Raw genomic sequence first — 25584 nt, forward strand, 5'->3', positions numbered from 1 at the left:
TCATCAGCCCCATCCAACTCCAGCATGATTCAGGTCAACCGTGCAGAACGCGCGAATGATATCCCGCCCCGTCAAAGGCGACGGCGGCATCCGAGAGAAGGAAGCGGCACGCCCATTCGTGCATGTGCTGGCTGATTCCTCGGACAAACTGTCGAGCGTCTGTTCGATTCTCGAGCAACGGTTTGCCGTCGCAGGCGAACGGCTCGACGCGGAAGCCAAGCTGTCCCAGGTGCCGTTCGCGATCATCATCCGTGCGGAATTGCGTGACGTCCACACCATTGCGGCCATCAAGAAACGAGCCGCAAAGCTCGCAAAGGCAACGAAGCGCATCTTCCTGGTCGAGCACGCCTCTCACATGAGTATCTCGCAGGCCTACGCGCTCGGGGCCACGCTCGTCCTTCCCGGGACGATCGACAAGATCAAGCTGCTGTCAGCGCTGGTTGATCCTGCCGAAGAGGCGTCTGCTTCCTCAGGTCACGCGACGCAGCCGGACAATGCCGTCGAGGCGGCGGCGACGGCGATCGCGTCGATGTTCACGGCCGTCACGCTCGGCGAGCCCATCGATGTCGACGGCACGAAGGAAGCCGGCCGCAAGATCGCTGATCGCATCACCCAGCATGGCTTGTCCGAGTGGCTCACCACGGTGCGGCGCCACCACGAGGGAACCTATCAGCACTGCCTGCTCGTGACCGGCGTTGCAATTGACTTCGGGCTGAGTCTCGGTGTGGGCCGGGCCGATCTCGAGCGGCTGTATTCGGCGGCCATGTTCCACGACGTCGGCAAGGCCCGGATCCCGCTCGCCATCCTCGACAAGCCCGGCCGTCTCGATCCGGCCGAACGTGCCATGATCGAGACTCACCCGATGGCAGGCTACGATTTCCTGAAAGACCACGACAATATCTCCCCAGAGATCCTCGATGCCGTGCGGCATCATCACGAATTTCTCGACGGCAGCGGCTATCCGGATGCGCTCGGGGCCGAGAGTATTGGCGACATCGTGCGGATTCTCACGATCTCGGACATCTTCGCGGCCCTGATCGAGTATCGGCACTACAAGCCGACGCTGCCACGCGGCGAAGCCTATGACATCCTATGCGGGATGAGCGGAAAGTTGGAGAAAGCACTGCTGACCGCGTTCAGGCAGGTCGCTCTCACGAGGTGAGCGCAGCAACCCGTCTCGACCCCAGTCTAGTGCGCGGCGCGATGTCTGGTGCGGCGCGGAACGGTCCGGCACGCCAGCCCTTCGGCCAGCAGCTTCATGTCCTCGTGCCGGCCGCTGCGGATCAGCCGACCGAACTCTTCGGGTGTGAAAGGAAGACTTGGATCATCATCGATCGGACGCCGCACTCGCGGGCCGAAGAACCGTCGAACCAGGCTAGCGAGCCGCCGCATGTCAATTCCCTCGCGCCAGCATCAAACCTTTCAGTCCGTACATTGTTCCTCCTGCACGATAGAGATTGCAAGAGGCCGCCAAGGGGTCCGCACCAAAAAAAATCCGGCGAGAGAATAATCTCCTCTGCCTGCGCTACTCGGCGAATCCGACGTAGCGCACGAAATCGTCGTTGCCCTCGCGATCGGAGCGAACGGCGTTCGCGGCAAAGTTGTCGTCGGGATAGCCCATCGCGACGCAGGTCATGATCACCTCGTCCTCCGGAATGTTCGCGACCTCGCGCACGATGTCGGAGCGCATGATGCCCTGCCCGTTGATCACCGAACCGAGCCCGCGGTCCCAGGCCGCGAGCACGATGCCGTAGCAGAGCGCGCCCAGGTCGAAATGGCAGACCGCGCCGGGATCGAGCACGCGGTCATAGGTCAAGACCAGCGACACCGGCGCGTCGAACTGGCGGAAGCCGCGCAACACCCAGTCCTGACGCATCGGTTTGTCGTCGCGCGCGATCCCCATCGCGCCGAACAGTTTCTTGGCGACGTCGACTTGCCGGGTCCGGTGCACGCCCTGGTATTCGCCGTGGCTGACGATGTCGCGCTTGACCTTGGCGCCGGCAACCATCTCCTCCATGTTGCGTCGGCGCAGCTGTTCCAGCGGACTGCCTGTGAGCACGTGGACATGCCAGGGCTGGGTGTTCATCGACGACGGCGCACGCTTAGCGCTGTCGATGATCGCCTCGATCACCGCGCGCGGCACCGGCTCGTTCCTGAAGCCGCGCACGCTGCGGCGCGACTGGACCAGCGTTTCGAATTCCACCTCAAGACCTCCCTGCCCGTTCATTCCCCGGCATTGCCACATGCGAGCGGTTGCCGATGCGGCGCGCAATATCTATGCTAACCCGCAAGCAAGACCAAGAACCCTGTGAGGATCCCAACATGGCCGCACCGCTCGATCCTGTCATCGCCCAGATCATTCCGCTGCTGCCGATGCGCGATGCCACGACCATGACGCCACAGAGCGCCCGCGATTCCTTGCGCGCACTGGCTGCCTCACGCGCGGCCATACCGCCGCCACCCGTCGACATCGCCGCGGATATCAAGGTGAAAGGCGGCGCCGGACCGCTCGATGCACGTGTCTACCGGGTCGGCACAACGCCGGCGCCGACCGTGGTGTTCTTCCATGGCGGCGGCTGGGTCGCGGGCGACCTCGAGACCCACGACCGGCAGGCACGCAACCTTGCGATCGAGACCGGCGCCGTCGTCATCTCCGTCGACTACCGCCGCCCGCCCGAAACGCGCTTTCCCGGCGCGTTCGAGGACGCCTTTGCCGCGGTCAGCGACGTGTTTGGCCGCGTCGCGGAATTTGGCGGCGATGCAAAACGCCTCGGTGTTGCCGGCGACAGCGCCGGCGGCAATCTCGCAGCCACCACCGCAATCGCCTGCCGCGACGCCGGCATTAAGCTCGCCGCGCAACTGCTGGTCTACCCGGTCACCGACGTCCTCGGCAGCTATACGGACGCGCGCGAGAACGCACGCTTTCCCTCGCGCGCCGAGAATGCCGAAGGCTACTTCCTCTCCCGCGCCGTGATGGAGTGGTTCTGCGGCCATTATCTCGCCGATCCCTCGCACGCCACCAACTGGCGCGTTTCGCCGCTGCGCGCGACTTCGCTTGCCGGCGTCGCGCCCGCGATCGTCACCACGGCCTGGTTCGATCCCCTGCGCGACGAGGGCGTAGCCTATGCACGCGCGCTGGAAGCCGCCGGTGTGCCGGTAAAGCACCATGAAGGCCCCGGTCTGATCCACGGCTATTTCGGCCTCGGCGACGCCTCCGAGGTGGCGCGAGCCGAAGCGCGGCGCGCACGCGCGGACTTCAAGGCACTTCTCGCGCGCGGCGTATGAGGGCGATGTCGGGAGCGGCAGGATCGACCGCCGCGCCGGCCGGCGTTCAGGCCTTCGCAGCGGGCACGTCGAAGAAGCCGGTCGCCTGAACGAGGCGGCCGTCGTCGCCGAAGCGGCCAAAACTCTCGCCCGTGACGAACACGCGACCGGCGCCGTCGTACATCGTCCAGCGAAACAGCCCCTGATCATGGTGCTCGAGGAAGCTGTCATTCCTGAAATGCGCGCCAGGAAACTTAAGCTGGGTTTGACCGATGCGCGCCATCAAGGCGTCACGTCCCTCAATCTGCGAGCCCGGATCGGTATACACGCAGTCCGCGGCCACGCTTTGCTCGAGCAGCCGACGCCGCTCGTCCTCATCGATGGGTCCCCACGCCGCCTGATAGGTGTTCCAGGTCTTCAGTCGCGCTTCATCGTTCATCTCGCAGATCCTCTCATGGCTTCATGCCGCTTCCGGCAAATTGACAATTATTGATATTTTGTCAATATGGCCGACGTTCCGTTCCGACGCCCGTGAGGCTCATGGCTCGTTCTAGCATTTCGAAAGAGGAGCGTGCCGTCGCGGCTGCGACGGAGGTCTTCTCCCGCTACGGCCATGCCCGCACGACGATGGGCGACATCGCCGCCAAGGCGGGGATGTCGCGGCCGGCGCTCTATTTGCTCTTCCCCGACAAGGATGCCGTGTTCGCGGCGGTGATCCAGCGAATGGACGAGCAGAAGCATCGGGAGATCAGGGCCGCAATCGCGCGCCTCGACGGCCTTCACGCCAGGCTGCTCCACGCCTGTAAATCCTGGGGATCGCATGGCTTCGACCTGATAGAGGCGCACCCCGATTCGGCAGATCTGTTCGACCTGCGTTTCCCGGCAGTTCGGAAGGTCTACGACAACTTCCAGTCTTTGGTCGCCGACCTCATCCGCGATCAGGTGAAGGCCGCTGGGATCGCGGACGAGCCGGAGGTGCTGGCGCGATGCCTGGTGTTCGGCATGCGGGGATTGCGCGAAACCGCCAGGAACGGCAAGGAGATGCGGCGGCTGATCGCCGTTCAGGTCACCATGCTCGTCAGAAGCATCGATGATGGCAGTTGAGCTGCGAAGAGCCGCCTATCTCCCCGCCCGTTGCGCGTCGGTGTGCCCCCATGTTTGGTCCCAATCCTGACCGGCGGAATCGACGACACGGCCGTCGGCTTCGAAGAACTTGTTCGGCACCTGGAAGATCGCCAGGATCAGGGCGCCCTCCGGGCACCAGGCAGCATGCCGGCTGCCCGCCTCGCGCCAGATGAATTCGCCGGCCTTGCAGGCAATCCCCTTGGCCGGCCCCTCGCTGTCGACGAGAGCGCCCTCGATGACATAACTCTGCTCGACGCCGACATGCTCGTGATCGGGCAGCACCGATCCCGGCGCAAAGCGCATCAACGCGGTCATCAGACCGCTGCTGCGATCGAACAGCAGCGTCTTGGCCTCGCAGCCGGGAAAGCGCGTCTTCTGCCATTCCATCTCTTGCGGCCGAACCAGGTGAGAATGCCGGTCAGAAGCGGCATCCGGCATGTTCGCAATCAGGGTCTTCATCACGATGCTCCCTTCGGCTAAACTCGCCCGAAGCTAGCAGGATCGCCCGTCCCGGTCAGCGAGCAGTGCAGCAGGCCGTCGGTCTCGTCGCACCCGCGGTCGAAAAATCGCCAGGAAGACCGGACGGCGGGCGCTCATCCAGCTTGATTGCGCCACGATTCCCGGCTCCAATCCGCGCGCCATTTCTGGTTTAGGGAGACAATCATGATGAAGCGGATTTTCCTGGCTGCGATCGTTGCCACGTTCGCAGCGGGTTCGGCCTTCGCGGAGGACACCTGCGAAAGCAAGGCCGTCGGCAAGGACGGCAAGGCCCTGGCTGGCGCCGCCAAGACCTCGTTCATGAAGAAGTGCAAGGCCGACGCCTGCGCGCCCAAGGCCGTCAGCGCCGAGGGCAAGCCGCTCGCCGGCGCCGCCAAAAACAGCTTTATGAAGAAGTGCGAGATGGGCGCGTAAGGCGCCGCGAATTCACTGCTGCTTTAGCGAGCAATCGCCAGACGAACTGCCACATGGCCGGGCCTGTCCCGGCCATTCGCGTGCGTGTTTCTGTGTACCGGTTTCCAGACCAAATCATCCGAAAGCAGTGTCGCCCTAGACAGGAGCTCTCGACTGACCGATCATGCGGTGCTGAGCGAAGCGGGGCGCATCGATAAGGCTTTCTATGAAAGGGAACGTCAAGATGTGGCAACCTCGAGTGCGTCATCACTTCATCGCGGCAATGAGCTTGCTCTTCGCGCTGCTCATCGGACTTGAAGCCGCGAACGCGCGGGGCCCGGGACTGCCCAACGTCATGGTGCTCGCAACCGGCGGCACGATCGCCGGCAGCGGGGCGAGCAGCACCACCGTGGTCGGTTATACCGCAGCCACGGTGGGCATAGAGACCCTCCTGAACGCCGTCCCCGAACTGAAAACGGTGGCTAACGTCAAGGGCGAGCAGGTTTTCCAGATCGCCAGCGAGAACATGAACAATGACTACTGGCTCAAGCTCGCCAAGCGCGTCAACACGCTGCTCGCCCAGGACGACGTCGATGGCATCGTGATCACGCACGGGACTGATACAATCGAGGAAACCAGCTACTTCCTGGACCTCGTCGTCAAGAGCAAGAAACCCGTCGTCGTCGTCGGCGCGATGCGGCCGTCGACGGCGATCAGCGCGGACGGGCCGATCAACCTCTTCAACGCGGTGATCCTCGCGGGCAGCGACGAGGCTGTCGGCAAGGGCGTGCTCGTTGCTCTCAACGATCAGATCAACGCGGCGCGCGATGTCACCAAGAACAACACCTCGACGGCGGACACCTTCCGCACCCCTGAACTCGGCTTTCTCGGCTACATGCAGGGCAACAAGCCGTACTTCTATCGTCAATCGACGCGCCGGCACACGGCAGATTCGGAATTCGACGTCTCCAGCCTCGATGTCCTGCCGCAAGTCGACATTGTCTACGGCTACGCCAATATGAATAGGGTTGCGATCGACGCGTTTGTCGCCGCGGGTGCCAAGGGGATCGTGCATGCCGGCGTCGGTGACGGCAGCCTGGCTCGGCCCGCGGTCGAGCCGGCGCTCGACGAGGCCCGCAAGAAGGGTGTCGTGATCGTGCGCAGCAGCCGTGTCGGCAACGGCATCGTCGCACGTAACGGCGAGGCCAAGGACGACGAACACGACTTCGTCGTCTCGGATACGCTCAATCCGCAAAAGGCGCGTATTCTGCTGATGCTGGCGCTGACCAAGACGACCGACACCAAGGAAATCCAGCGGATGTTCTTCACTTACTAGAGCGTCGCGTCGCCCCACTCCCGCTTGAAACGATAGTCAAAGGCGGCGCCGAACGGCTTAATCAGCCCGACCGTCGGCGCCGGAAAATGGACAGGCAGGATCAGCGTGTCGGTGTCAGCGACGGAAGCAAAAACCTTTCGCCGCGACACCGCCGATTGCTTCGCATCCCAATCCGGCTTGGCCGACCAGTCCGGCTCGCGGCACTGGATCTGGTGATGCATGAGGTCGCCGGCGACCACCGCGCGCTGACCCTTCGAGAAGATGTTCACGCAGCAATGACAGGGCGAATGCCCCGGCGTCGGCGTCAGCGTGACGGTGTCGTCGAGCGCGTAGTCGTCATCGACCAACAGCGCTTGGCCTGCCTCGACGATCGGCAGGCAATTGTCGCGAAACACGGTGCCGGGCCGGGTTGCTGCCCTTGGCGTGCTCGGCCTCCCAGGCCGCATATTCACCCTTGTGGAAGACGTATTTCGCATTCGGAAAATTCGGCACCCAGCGACCGTCGCGCAAGCTCGTATTCCAGCCGGTGTGGTCGATATGAAGATGCGTGCAGAACACGTAGTCGATCTGCTCGAAAGAGATGCCGAGCGCGAACAGCTCGTTGCGCCAGCGCTCTTTGCCCGGAAAATCGAACGGCGGCGGATGGCCCTTGTCCTCGCCGGTGCAGGTATCGACCAGGATGGTGTAGCGCGGCGTGCGCACCACGAAGGTCTGATAGGTGATGACCATCATGCCGCGCGCGGCGTCGAACACCTCCGGCTCCATCGACGGCAGATGGTGCCTGAACACGCTCTCATCATAGGCCGGGAAAAAATCCTGCGGCCGCCGCCACGGCCCCTCCCGCTCGATCACCGCATCGATGGTGATGTCGCCGATGCGCAATTGCTTCATGCGCGTTCCGCTCCCGATTTTTGAAGCAGCGTAGCGGGCGCCGTCGGACGGTTCAAGCCGGACGGCGATTGCCGCAAATCAACCCCAAACGCCGCCGACGGTGATCACGGAATTGGGGGAGAATCGGTGGGCACGAAACTGAGAGTCGCGACGGCAGCCGTGATCGCTGTCGCCGCGGGCGTCTACGTCAACAACACGAGTCTGCTGGCGCCGCATCGGGACGGCAAGCCGGTGCTACTCGCACATCGCGGCATGGCGCAGCGCTTCGAGGAGCGCGATGTGAAGAACGACACCTGCACCGCCGCGCGAATGTTGCCGCCGACGCACGACTACCTCGAGAACACCATACGTTCGATGCGAGCAAGCTTCGACGCCGGCGCCGATGTGGTCGAGCTCGACGTGCACCCGACCACCGACGGCGAATTCGCCGTCTTCCACGACTGGACGCTCGATTGCCGCACCGATGGCCGCGGCGTGACCCGCGAGCAGAGCATGGCGAGGCTGAAGCTGCTCGACATCGGCTATGGCTACACCGCCGACGGTGGCAAGACGTTTCCGTTTCGCGGCAAAGGCATCGGGATGATGCCGACCTTGTCGGAGGTGTTTGCCGCCTTCCCTGACAAGAAGCTCCTCATCAACGTGAAGAGCCGCGACGCGTACGAAGGCGAGAAACTTGCCACTGTGTTGAACGCGCTGCCGGCCGAGCGCCGCCGTACGATCATGGTCTATGGCGGCGACGAACCCATCGACATGATCCGCCGCCTCACCCCCGCGGTTCGGACGATCTCGCGCGCGGCAATCCGAAGCTGCCTGATCGGCTATATCGGCTACGGCTGGACCGGCCTGGTGCCAGCAGCTTGTCGGAACGCGATGGTGCTGGTGCCGATCAATGTCGCGCCTTTTCTATGGGGCTGGCCTGACCGCTTCCTCGCGCGCATGGAGGGCGCGAACAGCGCAGTGTTCGTGCTCGGTCCCTACAGTGGAGGCGATTTCTCCACCGGCATCGATACGCCCGAGCTCTTCGCCCGGCTCCCGCAAGGCTATTCCGGCGGGATCTGGACCAACGAGATCGAGGCGATCGCCACGATCGCGGGCAAGGGCAAGGGAAAGAGCAAGAACTAGCTCCGCAATCCCGGCGCTTCCTGCCCCGTGCGCGCGACATATTCGGTGTAGCCGCCGCCGAACTGGTGGATGCCTTCCGGCGTCAGCTCCAGCACGCGGTTCGACAGGACGCTGAGAAAATGCCGGTCATGCGAGACGAACAGCATGGTGCCCTCAAAATCTGACAGCGCCGCGATCAGCATCTCCTTGGTGGCGAGGTCGAGATGGTTGGTCGGCTCGTCCAGCACCAGGAAGTTCGGGGGATCGAACAGCATCTTGGCCATCACCAGGCGCGCCTTCTCGCCGCCCGACAGCACACGGCAGCGCTTCTCGACGTCGTCGCCGGAGAAGCCGAAGCAGCCGGCGAGCGCGCGCAAGGAGCCCTGCCCCGCGGTCGGAAACGCATATTCGAGTGACTCGAACACCGTCTGCTCGCCGTCGAGCAGATCCATCGCATGCTGCGCGAAATAGCCCATCTTGACGCTGCCGCCGACCGCGACCGTGCCCTCGTCCGGCTCGCTCGCACCGGCGACGAGCTTGAGCAGTGTCGATTTGCCGGCGCCGTTGACGCCCATCACGCACCAGCGTTCTCGGCGGCGGATCATGAAATCAAGCCCGTCATAGATGCGCTTGCTGCCGTAGCCCTTGAACACCTTCTTGAGCGCAACGACGTCCTCGCCCGAGCGCGGCGCCGGCGGAAAGTCGAATGCCACCGTCTGGCGGCGGCGCGGCGGCTCGACCCGCTCGATCTTGTCGAGCTTCTTCACCCGGCTCTGGACCTGAGCCGCATGAGAGGCGCGCGCCTTGAACCGCTCGATGAACTTGATCTCCTTGGCGAGCATCGCCTGCTGGCGCTCGAACTGCGCCTGCTGCTGCTTCTCGCTCAGCGCCCGCTGCTGCTCGTAGAATTCGTAATCGCCGGCGTAGGTGGTGAGCGAACCGGAATCGATCTCGACCACCTTCGAAATCACGCGGTTGATGAACTCGCGATCGTGCGAGGTCATCAGCAGCGTGCCTTCGTAATCGTGCAAGAACTTCTCCAGCCAGATCAGGCTTTCGAGATCGAGATGGTTGCTGGGCTCGTCGAGCAGCATGACGTCGGGACGCATCAGGAGAATACGCGCCAGCGCCACGCGCATCTTCCAGCCGCCGGAGAGCTTGCCGACGTCGCCGTCCATCATCTCCTGGCTGAAGCCGAGGCCGGACAGCGCCTCGCGCGCGCGGCCGTCGAGCGCGTAGCCGTCGAGCTCCTCGAAGGCGTGCTGCACCTCGCCGTAGCGGGCGATGATCTCGTCCATCTGGTCGGCCTTATCAGGGTCGGCCATCGCGGTCTCGAGCTCGTGCAGCTCGGCCGCCACCGCGCTCACCGGCCCAGCCCCGTCCATGACTTCGGCCACGGCGCTGCGGCCGGCCATCTCGCCGACGTCCTGGTTGAAATAGCCGATGGTGATGCCGCGATCGGTCGAGACCTGCCCCTCATCGGGCGGTTCCTCGCCGGCGATCATCCGGAAGAGCGTGGTCTTGCCGGCGCCGTTCGGGCCAACGAGGCCGATCTTCTCGCCCTTGTTGAGGGCGGCGGACGCTTCGATGAACAGGATCTGGTGGCCGGCTTGCTTGCTGACGTTGTCGAGGCGGATCATGGGGTCTTTTTGGGGGATTGTTGCGTTGCAGCGTCATAGGCCATGCGGGCCGCCAGGGGAAGCCCGGCCGGACCCGGATCAGCCCCGCGCGCCGCCGAATTCGCGCAATTCGACCCGCAGCTTAGGCCTTATAGACCTCCACGGTCTGCATCATGCCCATCTCCTCATGGTTCATCATGTGGCAGTGGAGCATGTAGACACCGGTGAAATCGATGAAGCGCGAGCGGAACACGACCACTCCGCCCTTGCGCTCCACGATCACGGAATCCCGCCATTCCGGCACCGCCAGCGCCTTGCCATTGGCCGAGATCACCTGGAACGGATTGGTATGGATGTGGAACACGTGGTCGTCATGCTCATGGGTGTTGACGATGGTCCACTCCTCGACCGCGCCGAGCTTCACCCGCTGATCGATCCGGCCGGGGTCGAACTTCTTGCCGTCGACGAAGAACTCGAACTCCTGCCAATGGCCGGCGGCGTCCGCCTCCGGCGCGGTGGCCGACAGCACCACCTTGCGGCGGTTGGTGATCTCGGAATCCTTGATGGTCGCGAGCGGCGCCGGTGGCAAAGCGCGTGGCAGCTTCATGTCCATCGGCGCGCCCGAGACCACGACCCGCGCCAGCGGTCCCACCGGCGAAGGATGGCCCTGGTCGTAGGGCGCCGCGTTGAAGGCGTAAGTGCCGGGGCTTCCTGCCTTCACCAGAATGTCGGCGCGCTGACCGGGCGCGATCAGGACCTGCTTGAGCGGCTGCATGGCGCCGAGCTGGATGCCGTCATAGGCGATCGCTTGCAGATCGTGCTTCTCCAGGTCGAGCAGCATGTCGTCCTGATAGGCGGCATTGAGGATGCGCCAGCGCTGCACTTCGCCTGGCCGCATCTCGATCATCGGCCGGCGCTGGCCGTTGATGGCGAGAAAGCGCGTCGCGGTCTCGGGAAACAGCGTCTCGAAATTCTCGACCATGCCGTTGGCATCGTAGACCACCTGGGTCAGCACCATGAGGCGCTCGCGGGCGGTCGCGATCTCCGGAACGTCGGCGAAATCGCCCTCGATGACGATGGCGCCGACCATGCCGGAGGACATCTGGATGTCAGCGCTGCCGTGGTGATGTGGGTGATACCAATAGGTGCCCTTGGTGTGATCCGCCGGCAGGGTGATTTCGATATTGTAGCTGCGGCCCGGCGCCATCGAGCGCATGACGTTGTCGGAAATCCCGCTCGGGCTGGTATGCGCGCCGTGGAAATGGAAATTGGTGTTGTTGAACTGGTGCGGATGGCTGATGTCGGCCGGCAATCCATCGCGGTTCGGCGGCAGATCGTTGATCATCTTGATGCGCAGCGTATCGCCGGGCTTCATGCGCAAGGTCGGGCCGGGGCTGCCGCCTTCATAGGATCTGACGTAGAGCCGGACGCCGCCGATCTGGCGATAGGCGTAGCCGACGCGCAACGTCGTGCTCAGCACGCCATTGACGGACCGCCGCACCTCGGGCTCGACCAGCGCTTGGTCCATGGCGGGAACGGGCGTTTCAGCGATCATTCCCATGGTCGGCGACATGTCCGCGGTGTGGGACATGCCTGCATGGTCGTGCACGGCGTGCTGGGCATTCGCTGCACCTGCGAACAGGGACAACGCGCCGGCTTTGAGACCGCAATCCAGCAACTGGCGGCGCGACAATGTCGTCGTGCCCATGGTGCTGGTGACTGAAGACGCACCGTTCGGATCGTGCTGCATTTGAATTGCGCCCCCTGTTGCCGGACCGTCTTCCGTTCGATTCGACTCTAAAGCAAGCACGAAACCACAATTCGATCTGCGAGCGCACGACATTCAGCGGTTGTAAACCTCCTCACCCGTTCTATCGTCGCATGATGCATCGTGACGGATTCGCGCTGGCGCTCGCCTATGCCCTCTGGACATCGCATGCTGGCCGCATCCCGATGTTCTCGAAACTCTGTACAAGGATATGATCATGGGGCCTTCGCGACGTGAGTTCGTGAAGTGGTTGTCGGCGGGAGGCATCTCGGTCAGCCTGTCACATCTGGCGTCCGCGGCGGGCGTGCCCTTCGCAGCGCACGAGACGCTGCCCGGACGCGGCAAGTTCAATCCCGCGACAACGGGCGCCGGCCGTGTCGACGGCGTCGCCAAGGTCACCGGCGCAAAGCTTTACGCCTCCGACTTCCGGGCCAACGATCTGGCGGGCTGGCCGCAGGCCACCTCGCACGCGATCCTGGTCCGCGCCAACGACGCCACGCATGTCTATACCGGGCTGGACCTCGCCCGCCTCGGCGGCGCGCTCAAGCCGTCGGTGGTGGTGACAGCCGCCAATCTCGATCGGATCGGGACGCAGGTGCCGGAATTCTATGCGGGCGACCTGTTCTGTCCGATCGGCAAGACGCCGCTTTATCTCGGCCAGCCGGTCGCGCTTTTGATCTTCGAAAAGTTCGACGCCTTCGACCAGGCGCGTCTCGCGCTGCGCGACGGCACGTTCGTCCAATTCGGCGAGGAGACCGGGCCAGTCGTCGTCCCGGATTACGGGGCCTTCCGCTTCACCCGCGTGGCAGGTCCCTCGCCTGACAAACCGGATGTCTATTCACCGCTCCAGGCCGGCTGGGTCTCGCCCAAGAAGGTGCAGAGCGCGGCGCTGCCGGTGTGGTCGCCGCTCGCGAAGGACACGCCGGCGGATTACGCCAAGGCGGCGAAACATGGCGAGCAGATCCGCGCCGAGCTTGCAGCGGATGACGCCTCGATGCTGGTGCTCGACCGCGAGTTCGAGACGCAATCGGTCGACCCGATGTTCCTGGAGCCGGAATGCGGGCTCGCCTGGTACGACGGCAAGGGCGGCAATCTCGAACTGCTGCTTGGCGTCCAGTCACCTTACGAGGCGGCGGAGTCGATCGCGCATCTGTTCGGCAAGGCCCGCGCACCCTACAAGCCGGCGCACATCAACGCGCAATTCGCCCATGTCGGCGGCGGCTTCGGTGGCCGCGATCACACGCCCTTCATTCTCTATGTTGCGCTCGCGGCGGTCTGCTTTCCCGGCAAGCCGGTGCGGCTGGCGCATGACCGCTACCAGCAATTTCAGGCCGGCATCAAACGCCACGCGATCAAGATGCGTTCGCGCATCGGCATCGATCGCGCGACCGGCAAGATCAAGGCGTTCGCTGCCGATCACGTGCTCGACGGCGGCGGGCTCGCGCATTTCTCGGCCAGCGTCGCCGTCGTCGCAGGCACCGGCGCGATCGGCATCTACGACATTCCGAAGGTCGACGTCAGGACCGTCGCGGTGCACTCGCGCGGCGTGAGCGCGGGCTCGATGCGCGGCTACGGCATCCTGCAAGCCATGACGGCGCTGGAGGTCCTGATCGACGAAGCCGCGTCCGAGCTCAAGCACGATCCGATCGATTTCCGGCGGCGCAACGCGTTGCCGCAGAACGGTCGGACCATGACGGGCAATCCCTACATCGTCTCGGTGCGCACGCCCGAAATCCTCGACAAGCTCGAGAAGCACCCGATCTGGCAGCAGCGGGCGCAGTTCAAGCAGACCTCGTCGGATCGGCTGGTCGGCACCGGCGTTGCCTGCGTCACGAAAGACTATGGCTCCGGCGCGGACGGCTCGCTCGGCCGTGTCGAGCTTGGACCTGACGGCAAGATCGTGATCTTTTGCGATCATGTCGAGATGGGCAACGGCATCGGGACGGCGCTGGCCAACCGGGTCGCCGGCCATCTCGGCGCCATCGCCGACGAGGTCTCGGTCGCCCGCGTCGACAGCTATGACGTGCTCGGGCTGGTCACGTCGGGCGATCCCTCAACCATGGACCAGAAGACCCAGGATGCCGCGGAGAAAAATCCGCGCTGGGTGCCCGCGATCAGCTCGCCGACAAGCTCCTCGATCGGCGCGCATGTCGGCACCCATTCCGCCGCGGAGGCCGCGCGCGTCATTTTCCGCTTCGGCCTGTGGCCCGCGGCGCTTGAGCTGTGGCGCATCGCCAAGACCGATCCGCGCGCGCGACAATCGGCCAGCGCAAGCTGGCAGAACGGCCAGCTCACCATGCCCGGCCTCGAACCGCTCGGCCTCCCTGCGCTCGCGGCAACGGCTCATGCGCGCGGCTTCGTCACCGGTGCGGTTGCGCACAGCTTCTCGCGCTGGGCGTGGTCGCGGGCACGCTTCCCGCTGTCCGGCGAGCAATACCGCGCCGAGATCGACGCGCTGGCGATCCGCAAAGGCAACGGCAAGTTCGAGCGGATCAACCGCACCAGCGTCAAGTTTCCGCCGACCGACAACAACCGGATCGGCACCGCCTACACCTCGATGTGCGGCACGGTCGTCCGCGTCGAGATCGAGCGTGCAACCGGGAGCTTGCGCATCGCCAAGGCCTATAGCGTGCTCGAATGCGGCACCGCGCTGGTGCCCGAGGTGGTGATGGGCCAGGCCCAGGGCGGCTTCGCCATGGGCGTCGGCTACGCGCTGCTCGAAACCCTGCCCCCGTTCGAGGGTGGGCCGGGCAACGGCGAATGGAATCTCGGGCGCTATCTGGTCGCACGCGGCTCCGACCTGCCGCTCCGCGATCTCGAGATCGAGATGCTGAAGCCACTAGTACCAGACGAACCACCGAAGGGCATGGCGGAGGTCGTGATGATCCCGATCGTGCCGGCGCTGATCAACGCCATCCACGACGCCACCGGCCATCGCTTCCGCGCGCTGCCGGTCACCGCAAGCCTATTGAAGGGAGTGCTCGCGTGACGACCCTCAGCCTCACCATCAACGGCCAGAAGCACGGGTCCGATGGACGTCCGCGACGATCTCTCGATGAACGATTTTTTGCGCGAGATGCTGGGCATGACCGGCACCAAGTTCGGCTGCGGCGCCGCGCAATGCCTGAGCTGCGCCGTCATCATCGATGCGCCCGACGGCACCAGCACCACCAGCCCGACCTGCGTCGCGCCCGCCGTGAATTTCGACGGCAAGTCGATCCGCACCGTCGAGGGCCACGCCAGGGACGGCGAGCTCTCGACCCTACAAAAGGCCTTCATCGAACATTTCGCCTTTCAGTGCGGCTATTGCACCGCCGGCTTCCTCAATGAGGGCCAGGTCCTGCTGGAGCGCCTGTCGCGGACACCGGTCGCGCGCGAGGCGCTGGAGCAGACCATCGCGGACGCGCTCGACGGTCATCTCTGTCGCTGCACCGGCTACATCAAATATCACGAGGCGGTGCGCGACGTGATCCTCGCCGACTCGAAGCGCTACCTCATGGCCACCAAGTGACACGCATCATGATCTCCGACGTGCAGTTCAAGATGATTGCCGTGGTCGCCGCCCTCGCCGGCAGTCTCGGTGCGGGCTACGCGGCGTCGGAGACGGCAAGCCACGCCCTCGCCTCGCCCGAGAGCTTTGCTTCGATCGGCGACACCGAAAAGCGTTCGGCCGCAATCTTCACCGAGCTCGGCAAGGTGCTGACGAATCCGCGCTGCACCAATTGTCATCCGGCCGGCGACAGGCCGCACCAGGGCGACAATGCCCGCCTGCATCAGCCGCCGGTCACGCGCGGCACTGACGGCCATGGGCTCGAGGCGATGCGCTGCAACAGTTGCCACCAGAAGGCCAATTTCGAGCCCGGCCGCATGCCCGGCCATCCCGACTGGCATCTGGCCCCGCGCGAGATGGCCTGGGAGGGCAAGACCGTCGGCGAGATCTGCGAGCAGATCAGGGATCCCGCGCGCAATGGCGGGCGCAAGGTGGAAGACCTGATCGACCATATCGGCAAGGACACCCTCGTCGGCTGGGCCTGGAAGCCCGGCTTCGGCCGCTCGCCCGTGTCGGGCACGCAACAGCAGGCCGGCGCGCTTGTCGAGGCGTGGGTGAAGACCGGAGCGGCCTGTCCGGCGCCTTAGCGGCTCTCCCCCTGGCGAACGAGAGTTTCTCGAAAGAAATTGATGATGCTGGCATTGAACTCGCGATGGAATGCCGTCCTGTCGAACCCCGGCGGATCACTACAGAAGCGAGGAAGCTTCTCCGCGAACTCTGCCGTGCACGGCGACAGGAAAGCAAAATGACCGGCAGGCACCACGCGCACTTCCTTTATGCCGGGCAGCGACTCCGCAACGAGCGCTGAGTTTTTCGGGTCTACGCCAGCGCCCCCAAACTCTGATCGCCAGATCAGCAGCGGGATTTTTATGTCTGCCAAGCGGTCGACGGGAAAGGCAAAGTTAACTGCCGTATCGGCGAGCACCGCGGCTCGGATACGAGGTTCGTGAGGCAAGCTGCTCGGTATGTCGCCGCTACGGAGTTGCTCGCACGCCCGCGTTCGGTTCGCATCCGAGCAGTAAAGCGCAAATCTCCGGAGATCGGGATTGCCGCCCGCTAAAACCAATCCGGTATAGGCGCCGAGCGAAAACCCAAAGAAGCCGATCCTGGCGGAATCAATCGCAGCCCGGTCTTTCCAATCGTTCAAGACGAAATCGAGCAATCGGATGATACTGGCGGGCCTGGATGCCAAAATGGAAAGGCTGTCTCGTTGCGAGGAATCGTTTCCATTGTCACCCGGAAGGTTGATCGAGGCGACGACAAATCCGGCATTTGCCAGAGCCTGCACCGTGTCATCGTGTTGTCCGAACCAACCGCCGCGTCCGTGTGAGACAATCACGAGCGGCAATTTCGTTCCTGTGACGGGGCAGTCCTTCGCACCTTCAATCGATTCAATGAATTGGACAGTGAGTTTGCCGAGGGGCACTCGTTGCGCCGCTGCTGCGCAAGGGTACCATATAGCGCCGGCCAAACTTGGATCGGTATCCAGAAGCTGAACACCTGCAGCCTGCGCAGACGAGACCAAACAGCCGAGTACGGCGGCATAGATCCAATACAATCTGACCATCGGTGCCCCCATTTCGCCAGTGAACTATCGGATCAAACTTGGCCGAACTGTGTTAGGTCGCCGCATTGACTGCCGCTATCGGCCAAAGGCAGCCCTCGCGCAGCTTGCACGATCGTTAGCTCACCCTCCCGAAAGCGGTTGTCGCGGTGTTCTGAGCTAAGGTCTTTCACGGGCCAACAGCGGACACTCCCCTCTGACGCCAGCATGAGGTTGCCGCACTCTCGCGGTCATCGCCGGAAACTCGGCAGGAAGTTGCCGAGTAAGTTCGAACCACGAAGCAGGAAACGCACTGCGTGCAGCGGTGGGCACGCTACGCCTCGCCCACGCTGGGATTTCCGACCCGCGCGAGCACGATCGCCGCTGCGACGGCTTCCAGTGTCATCGCTAACAGCAGCGCAGCGTCGTAATCGCCTCTCCAGCCGCGGATGAGACCGATCAATCCGGGACCCAGGGCGCCGACCGTGCCGCTGATCGAGGTGAACAGTCCCATCACCACAGTGAAGTTTTGCACCTCGAACTCGCGGTGAATGATCAGCGGCGGTAGCGTGATGAGGTTGCCGACCGAGAAACCGAACACGGCAGAGGCCAGCAAGACGAGTTGGACGTCATCCGTCAGGCAGATGGTCAACACCGCCACGGCCTGGCTCGCCAGCGAGACGGCGGCAGCAAGGCGCGGATCGAGACGGTCGGCGACCACACTAAGCGAGAGCCGTCCGACGAGCGCCATCAAAGTCATCACGCTGACGGCGAGCCCTGCTGTGACAGCTCCGATCTTCGGCTCAAGTATCGCGATCTGGTGCACGATGAAGCCGACCTGCGCGACGATCCCGAGCGCAAAGGGAATCGCGATGGTCCAGAACGCCGGCCGGCGGACCACCTCGGCCCGGGAGATGCTGCTGGCGGGCGCCGGCGCGGATTGGTTGGGGGTCGCAGCCGTCGGGCCCGCATTCGGCGGCGGGCCGATCCAGGCGAGCGTGGCCGGGACCAGAAAGATCAGCAGGACTGCGCTCGCACCCAGCATCGCGGTCTGGAAACCGAGGTGGCTCACCAGAACCACCAGTAATGGCGTCACGATGACACCGCCCGCGCTGGCGCCGAGGAAGGCCAAGCTAATTGCAAGACCACGGCGCCGAACGAACCAGGCACCGACGACCGCCGAAACGATTACGGTGCCCATGCCCACCCAGCCGAGCGACATCAACGCGAATGCCGCATAGAGGGTCCACGGCGCGGCAGCGAAGGCGAGCAGCACCATCGAGGTGGCGAGGCATGCAATGCCTGCCAGTGCCAGTCGCTTCAGGCCAAGCCGCCGCACGATCTCATCGGTGAAGATGACGATGACATTGCCGATCAAGAGGGACAGCGTGCTGGCACCCGAGATCAGCGAAGCCGGCCAGCCGTTCAGCCGCTGCAGCTCCACCAGGTAGACACCCTGCCCATACAGAGCAAAGCCGAAGATCGACAGCGCCAGCAGGAAGCAGGCAAGCACGACCCTCCAGCCGGCGTAGCGCGGTGACGTCTCGTCGTGCATGTGCCGGCCCCACTCCCAGCCGCTCCCGAGCGGCGCGCACTACATACACGCTGTAGTCGTGGAAAGCGATTCAAGAATGGTACTGCGAGTGTTGCGCCCGTTTGGTCGTTGCGCGCGAAGCGACTTGCCCGCCGCAGCGTGAGCGAATCGCAATGTCAGCTTTCGGTCTTGCTGACATCGCCGCGAGTCGCACGTCAGCCTGCGTTACTCTCTCAAGCAGACACCCCAGATTTTTGAGTAACTGTCCTAGGCCCGTCGCATCAGCTTGAGCGAGGCCGCAAGGCGCAGGCTGCGCTTGCCGGCAAGTGCGATGCCTTCGAGCTCGCCGCCCCTTCCAGCGGCCGTCAGCCGAGGACCCCCCTCACCGTTTGGGAGCGGACATGATCAGCTCGCTTTAGCGAGTTAGGCCACAAGCGGACTTCAATCTGCTTGTCGTTTAATGACCTCTGCTAAGGACAAATCGCTCTGCCCCCTGCAGAGCGTGGATGACTATCCGGCCGCGTGAGACGGCGAGGTGCTCCATCGCGCAAACAAAACGCCCCAGCGAAGCTGTCGAAGGCAAGCGAGGCAGAGAATGACACCCGCGCCCGCGATGACATCAATGAAATAATGGCCGCCTACAGTAGGTGTTGCAGCAAGCATCAGCACGTTCAAGACAAGGTATAGCGGGAAAAGCATCTTCACGCCTCGGCTGGCGTATATGAGTATTATGGCCAGCGCAGCGTGAAAAGAAGGAAATGTGATCAGACCATTCACGTGCGTCAACGAGATGCGTGTCATCTCGCCGCTTCGGAGTGCGTTAAAATCGATCAAATGATACGCGTCGACGCGTTCGACGACGCCGAAGTAGACCCATGCGCTCGCTGCCGGCAGTATCCATGAGATCGGAATAATCACGAGGAGGGATGTTACGAACAGCCAAACAAACTCTCGCATCCTTTCAAATCGCCCGCACGCACTCAGCCACACCAACAAGATAGCGACCTGCGGCATACAGCTATGATACGCGACTGCGAGGACCGCTTTGATAGTTGGTCTGGCCTCAACCCACTCAAAGAAAGCCAGCCAATTCAGTCTCAGCAGGGTGTCGACGCCGGCCAGCTGGGAATCGACCAACGGAAACTTTGCCGTGACGGTTAAATAACTTAGGATCGCGCCCACGACCGTAAAGGCAATGATCTGAGTTAAAGCGGTGGCAAGCTCAGCGATACGCCGATCCGGCCTCAACCTCGTGTAAACAAAGGAGAGAAGAGCGGCCGCGCAGAACGCAATCGCTTGCGTCGGATCGATAGCCATCGTCATCCCATCGGCGCGAAGCCATATGAGGTCAACGGCTGCAACAATTGCAATTGCGATCCACAAGCGCAGAGTTTCGCTGAATCGATAAGCATTCAGGACGGCAAAGACAAAGCCTTGATTTCGCATCACTCTGTCCATTATCGCATCGTTCGGATCCGCGACCCCTCTTGGAATGTCAATATCCGAGGCTCGTCTAATGATTTCTTAATTTGGCTTGTACAAGTAAAAGGTGTGTGCGCCTCGGTAGGTTCCGCGCTGCTCATCAAATCTGACTACGCCGTTCGCATTGGATCATCGGCTGACCATAGGCTCCGAGGGGGCTCACGTCCGCTTCGGGGTCGCTTGCCGACATCGCCGCGAGTCGCGCGTCAGACCGCGTTACTCTCTCAAAAGCAGACACCCAGATTTTTGAGTAACCGTCCTACGCCCTTCGCATCAGCTTGAGCGAGGCCGCCAGCCGTAGGCTGCGCTTGCCGGCGAGTGCGATGCCTTCGAGTTCGCCGCTGTCGGCGGTGCAGGTGCCGGAGAAGCCGATCCCGACCTCATAGCCGCCGAACACGGGATTTTCGCCCTTCGCCGGCGTGTGCTCCTGGTTGAGGATCTCGCCCTTCCAGCGGCCGTCAGCCGAGGAATAGGAGCCGAGATAGTAGAAGAACGCATCGCCGCCCAGGATGCGGCCGTCCATCAGCAGCATGACGCCGGAGAGCCCGGCATCGACCCCGTCGAGCGCGCGCAGGTGGATCGCATAGAGCCCGTTCACCACCCCGCCCGGACCAATCGTCCCCTGCGGCGGCAACCCCTCGTCATCGAGCCGCGTGAGATTGGCCCAGAAACCGGCGTCCGGCACCGTGTCCGCACTGCCCGCGAGACGGATCTGGTTGCCAACGAGCCGGCCGCGCGCGCCGATCGAGGCGACATCAGCCCCCATCAGCGGCTTGTAGTTGGGATCGTCGTTGTGCCGTTCGGTGATGACTTCGGCGATGATCTCGCCGTCGCGCTCGAAATAGCTGCCGAGATGCGCGAAGGCCGAATTGCCGCCCAGCAGCTTGCCGTCATGCATGCACATGATGCTGCGGCCGAAGGCATCGTTGACGCCGTATTCAACCTTGTAGAGTCCGTCCAGCAACGCAATTGACCCGGAATATCAGAAGGAAAGCACGCGCTACCTAGCACCGCCATCGCACCAAGACCATCGGGCTTTTTCGCGCAGGGGCATTCGCAAAGCACACCCTGCCATGATGCCATCATGCGCCTGTTTTGCCCGACGGCGCAATAGATTTCGGCAATTCCGCAGGGATGGAATTTCAACACCATTTGCAGCGCTGTGATTTCAAGCACTTGGCTACTGTGCATGGGGTTGTTTTTCGAGTTTTTTGCTTGGCCGGTCGCCAGCGGCCCTTACGCACTCCCCCAAGCCGGCTTCGAACCCGCTGTTGCAGGCGCGCGACAAAGCGGCATGGATCACATGGAGCCATCAGCCGAGGCGCAGATCGCAACCTTCATCGCAAGCGCGGCGAAGCAGCCGCTGCTCGATGCCGCGTTCGAGCTTTGGCGCCGACGCACCCAGCTGGATTCGGTCGAGGGGCGCCCGACCGCCGAAGAGGTCCGCGTCAACCGCACCCTCACGCCGGAGCAGATCAGCGCGAAATACCGCTGGGATCGCGACCACGCCCATGAAGGACCGATGTTCGATTATCTGAAGCGCGCTCATCCGCGTGCCGATGATGATGCGATCAGGCAGGCCATCATCACCGCCGTCAGGTTCGAGGACGCGACCTTCACGTATTTCAGCTGGGATGGCGATTTCTGGGACTGCGTCGTGCGTGCGGTGGCACGAGCGGCCGCGCAATATCCGGATTTTCTCGAGACGAGCTATCGCGACGCCCGCAACAACGTCGCTTACTACTACAAGTGAGCTACGGCATGATCCGGAAAAGTGCGCAGCGGTCTTCCGAAAAGATCATGCTCACAAATAAATCCAAGCGCGTGCAACGCGCTTTAGAAGCACAGCGTGGTGACGAGCTTGCCCTGCTTGTCCTTGATCGCATAGGGACAGCGCAGCCGCTCCAGCGCCTGCTTGGCATCGGCGTCGCCGAGCGCTGCGGCGCGCTCGTAATAGGATTTCGCGGCGTCCTTGTCCTTTGGCCCGCCGCGGCCTTCCTGCGCGAAGGCGCCCATCCGCTCCAGCGCGCCGGGATGGTTTTGCGCCGCCGCCTTCTCGAACAGCGCACGCGCCGCGGCGTCGTCCTTCGCCCCGCCCGTGCCTTCGGAGAGCATCACGCCGAGCTGGTACTGCGCTTCCGCATTGGTCTCGGCGGCCTTGCCGAGCAATGCGCGCGCCTGTGCCGGATCGGCCGGCGCGGCACCGCCGGTGCCACTGAGCGCGGCGAGATTGCTGATGCCGCGCGGATTGCCGGCCTGCGCCGCCTTCTCGAACAATTTGCGCGCCTGTGCTTCATCCCTGGCGACACCGGAGCCGGTGCCGTAGGCCACACCGAGCTCGACCATCGCCGCGCTCGATCCCTTGTCGGCGGCCTTGCGCCAGGCAGCCATCGCTTCCGCCGTCTGCCGGTTGGCCGCATAGGCGCGGCCGAGCGCGAACATCGCGCGCCGCGATGACGGCGCGGCCTGCTTGCAGAATTTGATGGCGGTCGCGACGTCGGAGGCCGCAATCTCGCTCACGCCCCTCACCTCGGCCGGCTTGTCGGGATCGCTGGGGTCGGCGGCGACGCGGTCGCACAGGACGAGATCGGCCGATTGCGCATGCGCCGACAACGGCACTGCAAGCGTGAGAAGGATCGCAACGAGGAAAGTCCGCATGGACGCCAGGTTGCGTCGTCGCCCCGGCAAATTCAAGGCTCGAGTCCCGATTGACGCAAGACGGGGACGACCTCGGGTGATGCCAGATAGGCCAGCAGCCGGTCCGCGGCGTCGGCGTGCTCGGCGTTGGCCATCCGGCCGGCGGAGAACACGGCCGGCGTTTGCAGATCGTGCGGGACCGGTCCGACCACCTCGATGCCCTCGACCTGCTTCAGCTCGCTGATCTGCTGCACGGCCAGGTCAGCCTCGCCGCTCACGAGCCGCTCTGCGGTGAAGCCCTGCTCGACGATGGTGGCTTTGGCGTTGATCTCTGCCGCGATCCCCATCTGCGCGATCAACCGGGCGAAATAGACCCCGCTCGCCCCCAGCCGCGAATAGGCCACGGACCGCGCCGCAAGCAGCGTGTTGCGCAGCGCGGATTCCGTGGCGATGTCGGGATGTGCTTGCCCTGCCCGCACCGCGATGCCGACGAAGGAGCGTGCGAGGTCGGCCGCGTTCCCTGAGACGACGCGGCCCTCGCCGATCATCTCGTCGAGCCCTTCGCGGGTGAGGATCACGAGATCGGCGGCCTCGCCGTCGCGCAACCGCTTGAGCAGCGCCAGCGTCGGCGCGAAATCGGCCTCGATGCGGACGCCGGTCGCGGTCTCATACGCTGAGGACAGGCTGCGCATCGCGCCCATCAGGCCGAGCGTCGAAAGCATGCGAATTGTTTCCATCAGCTATTCCCGTGGCGATCAGGCGGGGTGCATCAGCTTGAGCGCGGCGGTCAGGCGCAGGCTGCGCTTGCCGGCGAGCGCCGTCGCCTCCAGCACCGCCTGCTCGGCATCATAAGTGCCGGAGAAGCCGATGCCGACCTCGTGGCCGCCGAAGATCGGATCGTCCTTGGCCGGCGTGTGCTCCTGATTGAGGATCTGGCCCTTCCAGCGCCCGTTGGCGGCGGTGTAGCTGCCGAGATAGTAGAATGATGCATCGCCGCCGAGGATGCGGCCCTTGTTGAGCAGCATCACGCCGGTGAGACCGCCGTCGACGCCGTCGAGCATGCGCAGATGCACCGAGTAGAGCCCGTCGGCGATGCCGGCCTCGCCGACGCCGCCGGCGATCGGCATCTCGTCTTCGGTGATCGGCGTCATCAACGACTGAAAGGGTACGCCGGGCAGCTCCTTGAGCTCGCCCTTGAAGCGATAGAGATCGCCGTCGGCCCAGCCCTTGGCCAGCAGGGTCGCATCGTCCGTGCCCGCCATGGCGCGGTAGTTCGGATCGGGGTTGTGGCGGACCGTGCTGATCACGATGTCGATGCCGGCTTCGGTCTTGGCGTAGGTGCCGATATGGGCGAAGGCCGAATTGCCGCCGAGCATCTTGCCGTTGCCAGCATGCATCACGCTCCGGCCGACCCCGTCGCCGAGCTGAAATCTCACCTTGTAGAAGCCTTCAAACACCAGCCGTCCCGGGCCCTGCGCGCATCCAGTCGCACTCTATCCCGCTTTCGGCGGCGATGGACAAGTTTCGCGCCATGAGGTCGAGGGGTCTTCCGCAACGGCTGTCATCGGAACGAAAAATCCGCCGAAGCCTTTCGGCTTCGGCGGATCGAAGTCCAACCCGGGCCAGCCCCCCAGCCCGGGCCGGGAGGATCTTAGGCGGCGGCCTTCTTGTCGGCCGGCACGGAGGCGATCGTCTTCAGGATCTGCGAAGCGATCTGGTATGGGTCGCCCTGCGAATTCGGACGACGGTCTTCCAGATAGCCCTTGTAACCGTTGTTGACGAAGGAGTGCGGCACACGGATCGAAGCACCGCGATCGGCAATGCCGTAGCTGAACTTGTTCCAGGGCGCGGTCTCGTGCTTGCCGGTCAGACGCTTGTCGTTGTCCGGGCCGTAGACGGCGATGTGGTCCATCAGATTCTTGTCGAAGGCCGCCATCAGCGCCTCGAAGTACTCCTTGCCGCCGACCGTGCGCATGTACTCGGTCGAGAAGTTGGCGTGCATGCCGGAGCCGTTCCAGTCGGTGTCGCCGAGCGGCTTGCAGTGGAACTCGATGTCGATGCCGTACTTCTCGGTCAGGCGCAGCATCAGGTAGCGGGCCATCCACATTTCGTCAGCGGCCTTCTTGGAGCCTTTGCCGAAGATCTGGAATTCCCACTGGCCCTTGGCGACTTCCGCGTTGATGCCTTCATGGTTGATGCCGGCAGCCAGGCAGAGGTCGAGATGCTCTTCGACGATCTTGCGGGCGACGTCGCCGACGTTCGAGAAGCCGACGCCGGTGTAGTACGGGCCCTGGGGGGCCGGATAGCCGGAGGCCGGGAAGCCGAGCGGACGGCCGTCCTTGTAGAAGAAGTATTCCTGCTCGAAGCCGAACCAGGCGCCGGAATCGTCGAGGATGGTGGCGCGCTTGTTGGTCGAGTGCGGGGTCTTGCCGTCGGGCATCATGACTTCGCACATCACGAGCACGCCGTTGGTGCGGGCGCCATCCGGGAACACCGCGACCGGCTTCAGCACGCAATCGGAGCTGTGGCCTTCAGCCTGCTGGGTGGAGGAGCCATCGAAGCCCCAGAGCGGAAGCTGCTCGAGCGTCGGGAACGACGCGAATTCCTTGATCTGAGTTTTGCCGCGCAAGTTCGGAGTCGGCGTATATCCGTCGAGCCAGATGTACTCGAGCTTATACTTGGTCATTGAGCCTCTCTGTAGATGATGCGAAAGGTGGGGGCCGCAGGCCCCCGCACGATTGTTTACCCGGCCAACATCGGCCGACCCTTTCCAAGCATTTAACGTGCCAAAAGGCCGCAACGCGGGAGGTTTTCCACCGCGGCCGGCCTCCTCTCCCGGCCGG

23 protein-coding genes and 2 pseudogenes are annotated in these 25584 nt (G+C 63.8%); 10 read left to right on the forward strand and 15 right to left on the reverse strand.

What is annotated here, in order from left to right; translation table 11 throughout:
• Nucleotides 1-40 precede the first annotated feature (40 nt).
• Entirely contained in the window at nucleotides 41-1162 is a 1122-nt protein-coding gene (locus ACVIN2_RS04075; protein WP_456764589.1) for an HD-GYP domain-containing protein, read from the forward strand.
• A 26-nt stretch (nucleotides 1163-1188) separates the two neighbouring features.
• Here the strand turns inward: ACVIN2_RS04075 and ACVIN2_RS04080 are convergent, their stop codons facing one another.
• Nucleotides 1189-1392 (reverse strand): hypothetical protein, encoded by a 204-nt coding sequence (locus ACVIN2_RS04080; RefSeq protein WP_018456356.1) that lies wholly within the window; start codon nucleotides 1390-1392, stop codon nucleotides 1189-1191.
• Between the two features lie 133 nt (nucleotides 1393-1525).
• Entirely contained in the window at nucleotides 1526-2203 is a 678-nt protein-coding gene (locus ACVIN2_RS04085; RefSeq protein WP_456764590.1) for a nitroreductase, read from the reverse strand.
• 119 nt (nucleotides 2204-2322) lie between these two features.
• On the opposite strand from ACVIN2_RS04085, the gene ACVIN2_RS04090 reads away from it, so the two are divergent.
• The gene (locus ACVIN2_RS04090) at nucleotides 2323-3285 is read left to right on the forward strand and encodes an alpha/beta hydrolase (protein WP_456764591.1); all 963 of its coding nucleotides are present in this window, start codon (nucleotides 2323-2325) and stop codon (nucleotides 3283-3285) included.
• Nucleotides 3286-3331: 46 nt separating this feature from the next.
• Here ACVIN2_RS04090 and ACVIN2_RS04095 read toward each other — a convergent pair whose 3' ends face one another.
• Nucleotides 3332-3703: a nuclear transport factor 2 family protein gene (locus ACVIN2_RS04095; protein WP_456764592.1), complete on the reverse strand. Its 372-nt coding sequence runs from the start codon at nucleotides 3701-3703 to the stop codon at nucleotides 3332-3334.
• Between the two features lie 101 nt (nucleotides 3704-3804).
• Here ACVIN2_RS04095 and ACVIN2_RS04100 point away from each other — a divergent pair, with 101 nt between their 5' ends.
• Nucleotides 3805-4368, forward strand: coding sequence for a TetR/AcrR family transcriptional regulator (locus ACVIN2_RS04100; protein ID WP_085353008.1), 564 nt, complete (start codon nucleotides 3805-3807; stop codon nucleotides 4366-4368).
• Nucleotides 4369-4383: 15 nt separating this feature from the next.
• Here ACVIN2_RS04100 and ACVIN2_RS04105 read toward each other — a convergent pair whose 3' ends face one another.
• Entirely contained in the window at nucleotides 4384-4848 is a 465-nt protein-coding gene (locus tag ACVIN2_RS04105) for a cupin domain-containing protein (RefSeq protein WP_456764593.1), read from the reverse strand.
• 204 nt (nucleotides 4849-5052) lie between these two features.
• Here ACVIN2_RS04105 and ACVIN2_RS04110 point away from each other — a divergent pair, with 204 nt between their 5' ends.
• Together ACVIN2_RS04110 and ACVIN2_RS04115 are read left to right on the forward strand one after the other, a co-directional pair.
• The gene (locus ACVIN2_RS04110; protein WP_456764594.1) at nucleotides 5053-5301 is read left to right on the forward strand and encodes a hypothetical protein; all 249 of its coding nucleotides are present in this window, start codon (nucleotides 5053-5055) and stop codon (nucleotides 5299-5301) included.
• Between the two features lie 223 nt (nucleotides 5302-5524).
• The gene (locus ACVIN2_RS04115) at nucleotides 5525-6616 is read left to right on the forward strand and encodes a type II asparaginase (protein WP_275171826.1); all 1092 of its coding nucleotides are present in this window, start codon (nucleotides 5525-5527) and stop codon (nucleotides 6614-6616) included.
• Here ACVIN2_RS04115 and ACVIN2_RS04120 read toward each other — a convergent pair.
• Nucleotides 6613-7507 (reverse strand): annotated as a pseudogene (locus ACVIN2_RS04120) (MBL fold metallo-hydrolase). The gene ACVIN2_RS04115 and the pseudogene ACVIN2_RS04120 sit on opposite strands and share 4 nt — an antisense overlap.
• A 126-nt stretch (nucleotides 7508-7633) precedes the next feature.
• Between ACVIN2_RS04120 and ACVIN2_RS04125 the strand changes: the two are divergent.
• Complete coding sequence (locus ACVIN2_RS04125) at nucleotides 7634-8629, forward strand: glycerophosphodiester phosphodiesterase family protein (RefSeq protein WP_456764595.1); 996 nt, start codon at nucleotides 7634-7636, stop codon at nucleotides 8627-8629.
• On the opposite strand, the gene ACVIN2_RS04130 is transcribed toward ACVIN2_RS04125, so the two are convergent.
• Nucleotides 8626-10248 (reverse strand): ABC-F family ATP-binding cassette domain-containing protein, encoded by a 1623-nt coding sequence (locus ACVIN2_RS04130; RefSeq protein WP_456764596.1) that lies wholly within the window; start codon nucleotides 10246-10248, stop codon nucleotides 8626-8628. The two genes, ACVIN2_RS04125 and ACVIN2_RS04130, sit on opposite strands and share 4 nt — an antisense overlap.
• 121 nt (nucleotides 10249-10369) lie before the next feature.
• Nucleotides 10370-11977, reverse strand: a complete 1608-nt coding sequence (locus ACVIN2_RS04135; protein WP_456764597.1) for a multicopper oxidase family protein — start codon at nucleotides 11975-11977, stop codon at nucleotides 10370-10372.
• A 235-nt stretch (nucleotides 11978-12212) separates the two neighbouring features.
• On the opposite strand from ACVIN2_RS04135, the gene ACVIN2_RS04140 reads away from it, so the two are divergent.
• The 3 genes and pseudogenes from ACVIN2_RS04140 (at nucleotide 12213) to ACVIN2_RS04150 (ending at nucleotide 16132) form a co-directional block, all read left to right on the forward strand.
• Nucleotides 12213-14984 (forward strand): xanthine dehydrogenase family protein molybdopterin-binding subunit, encoded by a 2772-nt coding sequence (locus ACVIN2_RS04140; RefSeq protein ID WP_456764598.1) that lies wholly within the window; start codon nucleotides 12213-12215, stop codon nucleotides 14982-14984.
• A pseudogene (locus ACVIN2_RS04145) lies at nucleotides 14981-15506 on the forward strand ((2Fe-2S)-binding protein). Before ACVIN2_RS04140 ends, ACVIN2_RS04145 begins: the two are co-directional and overlap by 4 nt.
• A gap of 8 nt (nucleotides 15507-15514) precedes the next feature.
• Nucleotides 15515-16132: an Isoquinoline 1-oxidoreductase subunit gene (locus tag ACVIN2_RS04150; protein WP_456769639.1), complete on the forward strand. Its 618-nt coding sequence runs from the start codon at nucleotides 15515-15517 to the stop codon at nucleotides 16130-16132.
• Here the strand turns inward: ACVIN2_RS04150 and ACVIN2_RS04155 are convergent.
• From ACVIN2_RS04155 to ACVIN2_RS04170, 4 genes are all read right to left on the reverse strand, one after another.
• Complete coding sequence (locus ACVIN2_RS04155; RefSeq protein WP_456764599.1) at nucleotides 16129-17112, reverse strand: alpha/beta hydrolase family protein; 984 nt, start codon at nucleotides 17110-17112, stop codon at nucleotides 16129-16131. The genes ACVIN2_RS04150 and ACVIN2_RS04155 overlap by 4 nt on opposite strands.
• A gap of 310 nt (nucleotides 17113-17422) precedes the next feature.
• Nucleotides 17423-18643, reverse strand: coding sequence for an MFS transporter (locus ACVIN2_RS04160; RefSeq protein ID WP_456764600.1), 1221 nt, complete (start codon nucleotides 18641-18643; stop codon nucleotides 17423-17425).
• Nucleotides 18644-19132: 489 nt separating this feature from the next.
• On the reverse strand, nucleotides 19133-20080 hold the full coding sequence (locus ACVIN2_RS04165; protein ID WP_456764601.1) for a phosphatase PAP2 family protein: 948 nt from the start codon (nucleotides 20078-20080) through the stop codon (nucleotides 19133-19135).
• 283 nt (nucleotides 20081-20363) lie between these two features.
• A complete protein-coding gene (locus tag ACVIN2_RS04170; protein ID WP_456764602.1) occupies nucleotides 20364-21068 on the reverse strand; it encodes a GrlR family regulatory protein in 705 nt (234 codons plus the stop codon).
• Between the two features lie 339 nt (nucleotides 21069-21407).
• Between ACVIN2_RS04170 and ACVIN2_RS04175 the strand changes: the two genes are divergently transcribed.
• Nucleotides 21408-21857 (forward strand): hypothetical protein, encoded by a 450-nt coding sequence (locus tag ACVIN2_RS04175; RefSeq protein ID WP_456764603.1) that lies wholly within the window; start codon nucleotides 21408-21410, stop codon nucleotides 21855-21857.
• A gap of 83 nt (nucleotides 21858-21940) precedes the next feature.
• Here ACVIN2_RS04175 and ACVIN2_RS04180 read toward each other — a convergent pair whose 3' ends face one another.
• The 4 genes from ACVIN2_RS04180 to ACVIN2_RS04195 all read right to left on the reverse strand — a co-directional run bounded on the left by ACVIN2_RS04180 (nucleotide 21941) and on the right by ACVIN2_RS04195 (nucleotide 25427).
• Nucleotides 21941-22762: a tetratricopeptide repeat protein gene (locus ACVIN2_RS04180; RefSeq protein ID WP_456764604.1), complete on the reverse strand. Its 822-nt coding sequence runs from the start codon at nucleotides 22760-22762 to the stop codon at nucleotides 21941-21943.
• A 32-nt stretch (nucleotides 22763-22794) separates the two neighbouring features.
• The gene (locus ACVIN2_RS04185) at nucleotides 22795-23478 is read right to left on the reverse strand and encodes a substrate-binding domain-containing protein (protein ID WP_456764605.1); all 684 of its coding nucleotides are present in this window, start codon (nucleotides 23476-23478) and stop codon (nucleotides 22795-22797) included.
• Nucleotides 23479-23496: 18 nt separating this feature from the next.
• Nucleotides 23497-24198, reverse strand: coding sequence for a GrlR family regulatory protein (locus ACVIN2_RS04190; RefSeq protein ID WP_456764606.1), 702 nt, complete (start codon nucleotides 24196-24198; stop codon nucleotides 23497-23499).
• Between the two features lie 194 nt (nucleotides 24199-24392).
• The gene (locus tag ACVIN2_RS04195; RefSeq protein WP_007591833.1) at nucleotides 24393-25427 is read right to left on the reverse strand and encodes a glutamine synthetase beta-grasp domain-containing protein; all 1035 of its coding nucleotides are present in this window, start codon (nucleotides 25425-25427) and stop codon (nucleotides 24393-24395) included.
• Between the last annotated feature and the right edge of the window lie 157 nt (nucleotides 25428-25584).

The sequence above is a fragment of the Bradyrhizobium sp. USDA 3650 genome (assembly GCF_054057395.1).